Source organism: Plantactinospora alkalitolerans (genome assembly GCF_015690345.1).
GTDB lineage: Bacteria > Actinomycetota > Actinomycetes > Mycobacteriales > Micromonosporaceae > Plantactinospora > Plantactinospora alkalitolerans.
Map to the genome: position 1 here is coordinate 34,058 of NZ_JADPUN010000162.1, position 9,299 is coordinate 43,356.

The 9,299-nt window shown below is 72.4% G+C and carries 8 protein-coding genes and 1 pseudogene; 3 read left to right on the forward strand and 6 right to left on the reverse strand.

From position 1 onward, the window contains the following. Positions 1 to 111: 111 nt before the first annotated feature. From I0C86_RS16830 to I0C86_RS16840, 3 genes are all read right to left on the reverse strand, one after another. On the reverse strand, positions 112 to 1,326 hold the full coding sequence (locus I0C86_RS16830; RefSeq protein WP_196202177.1) for a WD40 repeat domain-containing protein: 1,215 nt from the start codon (positions 1,324 to 1,326) through the stop codon (positions 112 to 114). Next, a complete protein-coding gene (locus I0C86_RS16835) occupies positions 1,323 to 1,850 on the reverse strand; it encodes a SigE family RNA polymerase sigma factor (protein ID WP_196202178.1) in 528 nt (175 codons plus the stop codon). Before I0C86_RS16835 ends, I0C86_RS16830 begins: the two co-directional genes overlap by 4 nt. 290 nt (positions 1,851 to 2,140) lie before the next feature. Next, positions 2,141 to 3,544: an NAD(P)H-quinone dehydrogenase gene (locus I0C86_RS16840; RefSeq protein ID WP_196202179.1), complete on the reverse strand. Its 1,404-nt coding sequence runs from the start codon at positions 3,542 to 3,544 to the stop codon at positions 2,141 to 2,143. A 106-nt stretch (positions 3,545 to 3,650) separates the two neighbouring features. On the opposite strand from I0C86_RS16840, the gene I0C86_RS16845 reads away from it, so the two are divergent. Further along, a complete protein-coding gene (locus tag I0C86_RS16845) occupies positions 3,651 to 4,106 on the forward strand; it encodes a gamma-glutamylcyclotransferase (RefSeq protein ID WP_196202180.1) in 456 nt (151 codons plus the stop codon). Between the two features lie 99 nt (positions 4,107 to 4,205). Here the strand turns inward: I0C86_RS16845 and I0C86_RS16850 are convergent, their stop codons facing one another. Continuing rightward, entirely contained in the window at positions 4,206 to 6,158 is a 1,953-nt protein-coding gene (locus tag I0C86_RS16850; RefSeq protein WP_196202181.1) for a sensor histidine kinase, read from the reverse strand. A gap of 132 nt (positions 6,159 to 6,290) precedes the next feature. Here I0C86_RS16850 and I0C86_RS16855 point away from each other — a divergent pair, with 132 nt between their 5' ends. After that, the gene (locus I0C86_RS16855; RefSeq protein WP_196202182.1) at positions 6,291 to 7,028 is read left to right on the forward strand and encodes an ABC transporter ATP-binding protein; all 738 of its coding nucleotides are present in this window, start codon (positions 6,291 to 6,293) and stop codon (positions 7,026 to 7,028) included. Positions 7,029 to 7,086: 58 nt separating this feature from the next. Then, a complete protein-coding gene (locus I0C86_RS16860; protein WP_196202183.1) occupies positions 7,087 to 7,902 on the forward strand; it encodes an ABC transporter permease in 816 nt (271 codons plus the stop codon). Positions 7,903 to 7,997: 95 nt separating this feature from the next. Here the strand turns inward: I0C86_RS16860 and I0C86_RS16865 are convergent, their stop codons facing one another. Both I0C86_RS16865 and I0C86_RS16870 read right to left on the reverse strand, forming a co-directional pair. After that, a complete protein-coding gene (locus tag I0C86_RS16865) occupies positions 7,998 to 8,756 on the reverse strand; it encodes an SCO6745 family protein (RefSeq protein WP_196202184.1) in 759 nt (252 codons plus the stop codon). Between the two features lie 98 nt (positions 8,757 to 8,854). After that, positions 8,855 to 9,299, reverse strand: a pseudogene (locus I0C86_RS16870) (hypothetical protein); the annotation flags it as partial.

Consider the following 9,299-nt stretch of genomic DNA (forward strand, 5'->3'; position numbering starts at 1 on the left):
TCCGGACGCTACACCGATCCAGTTGTCAGGTGGTCACTCTCAGCGCCGATCAGTAAGGGGCCGGCCGGGGCCCGGAGCGCTCAGGCTCCGGACCCCGGCCGGTCGGAATCGTCAGAAGGTCAGCTTCGCGGCACTGCCGGGCAGACCCTCGGAGGAACCGATGAACATCTGCTGCGGCGACTCCTCCGCCGGCCGGATCGTCCGGACGGTCTGCCCGGCCAGGTCCACCACCAACAGGGCGTCGCGCTCGTCGGCGCCGGGAGTTTCGGCGTCGCCGTAGACGTACACCAGGAGGTGGCGTTCGTCGGTCCAGCCGAGCAGCCGGACCGGCCGGTGCAGGGCGATCACCTGCCGGGTGGCCCCGGTCTCGGCGTCGGCGACGGTCACCTTCGGCTGCGCGCCGACGGGAACCGGCTCGGTCAGCGCCATCTGGCTCCCGTTCGGGGAGAACCAGCCGGCCTCGACCAGCGACGCGCTGGCCGGCACCGTACGCAGCAGCCGCCCGGTGAGGTCGTAGAAGCGGATCCCGGTCACATTCCCGGACGCGCCCGCGGAGGTCTCCGGACTGGTCGTCAGGGCGAACCCGTCGCTGCCCGGGGTCCAGACCAGATCGAGGCCGTGGGTGTTCTGCGTTCCGAGATCGGGCAGCGGCCGGAACGTCGTCCGGAGCGTCTCCGGATCGACCAGCAGGAAGCCGGAGTCCGCCGCTGTCCGGGGCCGGTAGGTGAAGAGGATCTGCCGCCCGTCGGGTGACCAGCGACCCAGGTTCGTGTATCCCCAGACCGTCGGGACGCCGAGTTCGGGGGTCGGGATCCACCGGACGTTTCCGTTTGCGAGGTCCAGGACCCCCACCTCGGTCGGTCCGGCCCCGCCGCTGGCGCCCTTGCCAGACATCCCGCGGCTGTTGTCGCCCCTGCCCACCAGCACCCGGCTGCCGTCGGGCGACGGCATGGCGAACGGGTACGGCACCCGGTCGTAACGGCCCTTCTTCCGGTTCAGCACCAGTGAGTAGTTGAAGGCGGGGCTGGGATCGGTGACCTTCGGGTCCCGGACACCGCTGTACGCCGTGACCACACTCGGGAGGACACCCTCGCCACCGGTAGCGGCCTGGTCGGCGGCGCCGCCGGTAAGCGGGACGATCGCACCGAGCAGCCCGACCAGCGCAGCGCACAGGACGGCGGCCAGCCCACCGCCCACGGTCAACCGGGCGACCCGCTGCCGTCGGGCACGGCCCAGCGTGGCCGGGACCAGCCCGGCGGGCGGCGGCGCGGAGTCGGCCATTTCCTCGAACACGTTCCGGAGGGCACCGCTGACGTCGGAACTCATCGGCCTACGGCCTCCTTCGGGATGGTGAGGATCTCGAGCTTGGGGCAGAGGTCGCGCAGCCGGGCCAGGGCGCGGGCCGCCTGGCTGCGTACGGTGGACTCGGTGCAGTGGAGGATCTCGGCGATCTCGCTGTCCGGCCGGTCCTCGAAGTAGCGCAACACCAGCACCGCGCGGTGCTTGGGGGCGAGGTGGGCCAGCGCCTGCCGCAGCGCGAGGTGCAGGTCGACCGTGGCGGTGTCGTCGGCGGTCGCGGCGACCTCCGGCACCTGCGCGGCGCTCACCTCGCGACGTCGGCGCAGGCTGCGCCACCAGCTCACCTGCTCGCGGTACAGGGCGGTGCGCAGGTACGCCTCGGGCGTGCCGGTGCGGATCCGTGTCCAGTGCCGGGCGCCCCGGGCCAGCACCGTCTGCAACAGGTCCTCGGCCTGCTGGCGGTGACCGGTCAGGGCCAGCGCCGTACGGAACAGGGCGTGCGACCGGGCCTCGACGAACTCGCTGAACTCCCGCTCCAGGTCAGCGTTCATCTGGATGTCTTTCCGTCATACGCCTAACAACGCGACCACCACGGCGTCTGCTGCCTCCACGCGGACGGAACCTGATCTGCCCGTCGCCGTTCGGCCCGATCCGGCCGATTCGGCGCGGGTTGGTCACGGGGCGGGCCGCCGGCGCGGGACCCGCCGGCGGCCCTGACGGCGAACCGCTTCACCACCAGGAACGGGGGACCCGGCGGGTACGGCTCGCGCGCCGACAACGGTACGCCGGCCACTATCGGACCGCCGCCCCCGCGCGTACTCGTACCAACCGGGCAGGACGGCTACTCCAGCTCGTGCAGCATCAGTTGTCGGGCCGCCTCGGTGATCGAGCCGGACAGCGACGGGTAGATGGTGAAGGTCAACGCCAACTGGTCGACGGTGAGGTTGTTCTCCACCGCGATCGTGATCGGCAGGATCAGCTCGCTGGCCTTCGGTGCCACCACCACACCGCCGACGACCTGACCGCTGGCGGGCCGGCAGAACAGCTTGATGAAGCCGTCCCGGAGGTCGGCCATCTTGGCGCGGGCGTTGCCGGCCAGCGGCAGCATCACCTGGCGGGCCGGAACCTTGCCGGAGTCCACCTCGTTCTGCGACACCCCGACGGTGGCCAGTTCCGGGTCGGTGAAGACGTTGGCGGCGACGGTACGCAGCCGCAGCGGCGAGACCGCGTCGCCGAGGGCGTGCCACATGGCGATCCGGCCCTGCATGGCGGCCACGCTGGCCAGCGGCAGTACGCCGGTGCAGTCACCGGCGGCGTAGATGCCGGGCACGTTGGTCCGGGAGACCCGGTCGGTGCTTACGTAGCCGCCGGGGGCGACCGCCACGCCGTACTCGGTCAGGCCGAGGTCGGCGGTGTTCGGCACCGAGCCGACCGCCATCAGCGCGTGCGAGCCGTGCACGATCCGGCCGTCGGAGAGTTCGACCTCCACACCGTCGTCGGTCCGGCGTACGCCGTTGGCACGGCTGTTGTTCAGGATGGTCATGCCCCTCGACCGGAACACCTGCTCGATCGCCATCGCGGCGTCGGGGTCCTCGTGCGGCATGACCCGGTCCCGGCTGGAAACCAGGGTCACCTTCACCCCCATCGCCAGGTAGGCGCTGGCGAATTCGGCGCCGGTGACGCCGGAGCCGATGACGATGAGCTCCTCGGGCAGTTCCCGCAGGTCGTACACCTGGCGCCAGTCCAGGATCCGCTCACCGTCCGGTACGGCGGTGGGCAGCACCCGCGGGGTGGCGCCGGTCGCGATCAGGACCGTCGAGGCGTCCATCGAGTACGTGGAGTTTCCGTCCGACGGTGTCACCAGAACCCGGTGGGTGTGACCGAGCGTGTCCTCGCCCAGTTTGGCCCGGCCGGAGACGAACGTCACGCCAGCCTTGATCAGCTTTGCCTGGATGTCGGCCGACTGGGCGAGCGCGAGGCGCTTGACCCGCCCGTACACCGTCGACGCGTCGACGGTGATCGCATCCAGGCCGTCCGAGTGCACGCCGAACTCCTCGGTGTCGCGGTACCCGGTGACGACCTCGGAACTCGCGATGAAGGTCTTGGAGGGGACGCAGTCGTGCAGTACGCAGGCGCCCCCGGCGCCATCGGTCTCGACGACCGTGACGTCGGCGTCCAACTGGGCGGCGACCAGGGCCGCCTCGTAGCCGGCCGGCCCCCCGCCGATGATCACAATCCGGCTCACAGCTCTCGTCCTCCGTCGATGCTCACAGTGACAATCTTGCGCCGAACCTGTCCGACACGCACGGTCGTATTCTCCACCACCCCTCCGCCGGGCTATCGTCATCGCCGTGCGTCATTACGCCGCGTACGGCTCAAACCTCGATCCCGCCCGGATGCGTGCCTACTGCCCGCACTCGCCGATGGTCGGCACCGGCTGGCTGGAAGGCTGGCGCCTCACCTTCGCCGGCGAGGGGGTGATCGGCTGGGAGGGTGCGGTCACCACCATCGTCGAATCTCCTGGTGATCGTGTCTTCGTCGCACTCTACGACGTGCATTCCTGGGACGCCGCCCAACTCGACGAGGTCGAGGGCGTCGTCTCCGGCACCTACCGGAAGCTGCATGTCCGGGTGGTCACCCTGGACGGCGAGGTGACCGCCTGGGTGTACGTCTTCACCGGCTACGAGGGCGGCCTGCCGACCGCCTGGTACCTGTCGGAGATCGCCAACGCGGCGGAGAAGGCCGGCGCCCCGGACGACTACGTGTCCGAACTGCGCGCCCGGCCCACCGGCACCGCCTCCGCCTGAGACCGCGAACCAGCGGGCCAGCAGGCCAGCGGGCAGCAGTCCAGCGGGCAGCAGTCCAGCGGGCCAACAAGCCAGCGGACCAGCAGGAGTAGGCAGGGATCATCCTGGCCTGGGGCACGGGATCTCCACCGTCACCAGTGTCGGGCCACCGACCGGGCTGTCCAGCGTGAGTACGCCGTCGAAGGTGCCGAGCCGGCGCCGGACGCCCCGCAGTCCACTGCCGTGGGCCGGATCGGCGCCACCCCGGCCGTCGTCGGCGACCGTGATCCGCAGCACCGTACCGGTGTACGTGACGTCGATCTCCACCGTGCTCGCACCGCCGTGCCGGGTCGCGTTGGCCAGCGCCTCCAACGCGCAGAAGTACGCCGCCGACTCCACCGGGGGCTCGAGCCGGCCGGGCAGGTGACCCGTCACCCGTACCGGCACCGGGTTGTCCAGTGCCACCGCCCGGAGCGCGTCCGGCAGGCCACGCTCGGCGAGCACCGGCGGATGGATGCCGCGTACCAGATCACGCAGCTCGGTCAGGGCGGTCGCCGACGCATGCCGGGCCTGGGCGACCAGTGCCCGCGCGGCGGCCGGATCCTCCTCGATCAACCGTTCCACGCCGGCCAGGCTGAGCCCGACCGCGATCAGCCGGGCCTGCGCCCCGTCGTGCAGGTCCCGCTCGATCCGGCGCAGCTCGGCCGCCTGGCTGTCGACGGCGTCGGCCCGGGTCTCGGTGAGCTGGTCCACCCGCTGTGCCAGCGACGCCGACCGGGTCGGGGCCAGCAGCAGCCGGTCGTACCACGCGCGCGTTCGGAGCAGCGCCGTGCCGAGCAGCATCCCGAGGGCCGCCATTGCGAGACCGAGCAGCGGGCTCGTCCAGCCCGGAATCCAGCCGAGGTCCGGCCAGAGGTAGGTGACGCCGTACCAGATGTACCAGGGGGTGACCCACTCCCCGGTGAACAGCCCGATCGGCACCGCCCACGGCGCCCACCACAGCGGCTGGGCGACCAGCCCGAACAGTCCCAGTCCGAGCAGCACCGCCGGAACCAGCCCGAGCACCCCGAACAGCGGGTTGGTGGCCATCCACAGGTGGTCCCGCCAGGTCGCCGGGTCGGTGAACCACCACCCGTACCGCTGGGCCCGGACCGCCGCCGCCCGGTCGTCGTAGAGGGTACGTCCGACCCGGTACCGACCGTCGGCGTCCGGCGGCACGGGCTCCGGATACGGCCGGTACGGCTCCGCGACGACCGCCCCGGCCCACCTGCCGAGGTAACGGCGGTGCCGGCTCACCAGCGGCCGGGTCAGCCTCGACACCTGCGGCGACAGCCCACCCCAGGCGACCAGCAGTGTCACCAGGTCGAGCAGGAAGCCGCCGAACGCCACGACACCCAGGCCGGTGAGCCCGGCGCCGTGCCAGGCGTCGTCGTACCGCCGTCGGATCCAGCCGACCAGTCCCGACCGCTGCCACCACCCGGTCGGCGGCCCGAGCATCAGCCGGGTCCATCGGGCGTGCAGCCGCAATGCCAGCGGCGCGAGCCCGAACCCGAGCACGACCAGCGCCAGTCCGACCGGTAGGGCCAGGGCCGGCGGAACCGCACCGAGCACCGGGACGGCCCCACCGGTCAGGGCGAGCGTGCCGAGTCCGACCCCGGCGGTGGCCAGGGCCGGCGGAACCAGCACCGCGAGCCCGCCGACGAGCGGGGTGAGGTGCAGCCACAACCACTCGCGCAGCGCCGCCGGGTCCTCCGACTGCCAGGCCAGTTCCAGGAAGTACGCCGGCAGCCGGGGCGACCGGTACAACTGTTTCTCGTACAGGTACCACCCGTCGGCCCGGCGCTGCGGAGCCGGCGGGCCGGGACGTCGATCGACCTCCACCGCCACCCCGCCCCACTGCCCGGCCAGCCGCCGGCCGAGGTCCGTCATCCGCTTCGCGACCCGCGCGGTGTGCAGGAACGGCACGACCACGCTGGCCGCGGCGACCAGCAGGATGGACATCGCCAGGCCGAGCAGGCCCAGCCCGAGCTGGGCGAGGTTCCGGACGAACGCGATCGTGTGCCGACGCAACATGCGTTCAGTGTGGCCGCTCGGCGTCCCGGCGCGGACTGCGGCTGGACGCCGGACCGGGGTGTAGTTACCCCCACCCCGGCCGGGTACGTGGACGCATTCCGGCGGCCGCCCGGAATTTCTAGCGTTCTCCCCATGACAGTCATCGAGGTCAGCAACCTTCAGAAGCGGTACGGCGACCAGGTCGCGGTCCGGGACGTCTCCTTCGAGGTACGGGCCGGTGAGATCTTCGGAATCGTCGGCCCGAACGGCTCCGGCAAGACCACCACGGTGGAGTGCCTGACGGGGCTGCGCCGCCCCGACGGCGGAACGATCCGGGTGCTCGGCCTGGACCCCGACCTGGCCCGTGCCGAGCTGCGCCGTTCGGTCGGCATCCAACTCCAGGAGAGCCAGCTGCCCGACCGGTTGAAGGTCTGGGAGGCGCTCGACCTGTACAGCTCGTTCTACGCCGACCCGGCCGACTGGCGGGCCCTGATGGCCGACATGGGGCTCACCGCGAAGCGGAACACCGTGTTCGCCAAGCTCTCCGGTGGGCAGAAGCAGCGGCTGTCGGTCGCGCTCGCCCTGGTCGGCAACCCCCGGATCGCGGTACTCGACGAACTGACCACCGGGCTCGACCCGCAGGCCCGCCGGGACACCTGGCAGCTCGTCCGGGACGTCCGGGACCGGGGCGTCACGGTCGTACTGGTCACGCACTTCATGGACGAGGCCGAGCGGCTCTGTGACCGGCTGGCCGTCGTCCGGGCCGGTGAGGTCGTCGCGATCGACACCCCGGCCAACCTGATCGCCCGGACCGAGCTGCCCGGGATCGAGCGTCCCAGCCTGGAGGACGCGGTCCTCGCCCTGACCAACCCGCCCCGCGCCGCCGCCTGAGAACCGACCGCCGCCGTTCCCACTTCCTACCAACTACCAACAGGATCGAGGAAACATCATGAATGCCACCGCCTCCCCCGACACCGCCCGGTCCGGCTCCGGTACCCGGGCCACGCCGCGCCGGATCGCCATACGGAGCACCGCGAAGCTGGTCGTCACCGAGGCGAAGCTGTTCGTCCGGGAGCCCCTCGGCGCGTTCTTCGCGATCGTCTTTCCCGCCGCGCTGATCCTGGTGTTGGGCGGCGCCATGCCGGGCTTCACCGAGCCGAGTGCGGATGTCGGCGGACGGTTACCGATCGAGGTCTACCTGCCGATCACCCTGGCCCTGGCGATCGGCACCGTCGCACTGGTCAACCTGCTGAACGCGCTGGCCGCCGATCGCGAGAAGGGGGTGCTGCGCCGGCTCTCCACCACCCCCGTCTCCCCGGTCAGGTTGCTGGGGGCCCAACTCGTGGTCAACGTGAGCGCCTTGGTCGTCGGCTGTGGACTGGCCCTGCTCGCGGCCTGGGGCGCCTTCCGGATCACCGCCCATCCGAACGTGCCCGGACTGCTGATCGCCTTCGTGCTCGGCGCGGCCTCGATGGTGGCGCTCGCCCTGCTCGTCGCCGCCTTCACCCCCACCGGCCGGGCCGCGACCGGACTCGGCAGCCTGGTCTACTACCCGATGCTGTTCGCGGCCGGCGTCTGGACGCCCGGTCCGCTGATGCCGGACGCGGTACGCCGGGTCGCCGACTTCACCCCGCTCGGCGCGGCCTCCCAGGCCCTGCAGGACGCCTGGGCCGGCGACTGGCCCAGGCCGCTGCACCTGGCGGTGATGGTCGGGTTCACAGTGGTTCTGGGCGGGCTGGCGACGAAACTGTTCCGCTGGAGCTGAGCCCGGACGGCGCCGAGCGCGTCGCCTTCGAAGACGTGGTCCCGCCGCCCGCCGGTGGGCCCACGTCTTCGAAGGGTCCGAGGCGCGAACCGCTCTCAGTCCGGTACGGGCGGCGTCATCCGCACGCCGGTCGACGCCGTGCACAGGAGGCTGGCCAGTTCCGACCGCTCCGCCGGGGCGAGCACCCCGAACGCCTGCGCCACGATCCGGTCACCCACCGACTCGGCCCACAGCCGCCGTCGTACCAGCGGCCCGACCGGCGGGTACGGCGGCGACCAGCCGTACGCCACCGCACCGGACTCACCCTCGGGACCGGCGAGGATGATCTCCATCGGCGACATTCCGGCGGCCCGCGCCGCCATCAGGGCCGCTCCGGAGTAGTACTCGAAGAGCAGGTGCAGCTGCACCGCCGCCCGTGCGGCCGGAGCGGCGTCGGCCGGCACCGGCATGGCCCGCCAGGCGGCGAAGAGCGGCATCCCGGTCACGTCGGCGGCGGCCACCACGGGCTCGATCAGCTCGATCAGGCGTCCCACCGGCGGGAACTTGGCCAGGTAGTCGATGCCCCAGCGACAGCATTCGGCGCGGGCGACCTCGGCCACCTGGCAGGGCGTCGCCACCCGGACGGCGCTCTCCCAGCCGTCGGCCACGGCGTCCGGCGCGAGGATGCCGATGGCGGCGGCCACCGTCTCGGTCCGTACGTCGCCGAGCACCGCGCCGCGACCCGTCACGAAGAACGCCCAGCCGGAGATGCCCATCTGGCGTGCCCGGCGCAACGTCCGGGGACACTCAATGAAGGCGCCACCCAACTGCAACACGCTCGGCCTGGCCGCACCAGCGGCCTGCTCGGGGGTCAACGACACCGCCTTCCGGTCCGGGGCCGCGGGGACAGTCCCGGGTCACCCGTTTGAGTCTGCCTGGCGTGCCACCCTTTCGACAGCCCCGCCTCCCGCCGTTACGGTCCACTCTCCGCCGTCATCGCCTCGACGGCGGCTTCCACCTCGCCGACCCGTCGCCGAGCGGCGACCGCGCCGCGCTCGGCGGTCTTCCGGGCCAGCTTGCGCCGGCCGACCTCCCGCTCGGCGGTGGCACGCCGCCGCTCCAGGTCGGCCAGCATGGACTCGATCTCGGCCAGTGTGGCGGCGCCGTCCCGCTCGGCCTCGGCGGCCCGGGCAAGCTCCGCCTCCGCCCGCTCCTGCCGGGTACGCGCCTCGGCCAGCGCCCGGTCGAGTGCCCGGCGCCGGGCGGTCCGAGCCGACTCCTCGGCCCGTACCGCCCGCTCGCTCCGCGTACCGCCGCTCGGCTCCGCCGCCGGCCGCGTGCCGGGCTCTCCCGCCGGTCCCTTCCGGCCGGCCCGACCCGGCCTGGCCCCGCCCGGCCCTGCTCCGCCGCCCGCCTCG

Bases quoted from the DNA above. Each gene is read 5' to 3' on its own strand.
- I0C86_RS16830 (WP_196202177.1), bottom strand. From the start codon at position 1,326: ATGAGTTCCGACGTCAGCGGTGCCCTCCGGAACGTGTTCGAGGAAATG.
- I0C86_RS16835 (WP_196202178.1), bottom strand. From the start codon at position 1,850: ATGAACGCTGACCTGGAGCGGGAGTTCAGCGAGTTCGTCGAGGCCCGG.
- I0C86_RS16850 (WP_196202181.1), bottom strand. From the start codon at position 6,158: ATGTTGCGTCGGCACACGATCGCGTTCGTCCGGAACCTCGCCCAGCTC.
- I0C86_RS16855 (WP_196202182.1), top strand. From the start codon at position 6,291: ATGACAGTCATCGAGGTCAGCAACCTTCAGAAGCGGTACGGCGACCAG.
- I0C86_RS16860 (WP_196202183.1), top strand. From the start codon at position 7,087: ATGAATGCCACCGCCTCCCCCGACACCGCCCGGTCCGGCTCCGGTACC.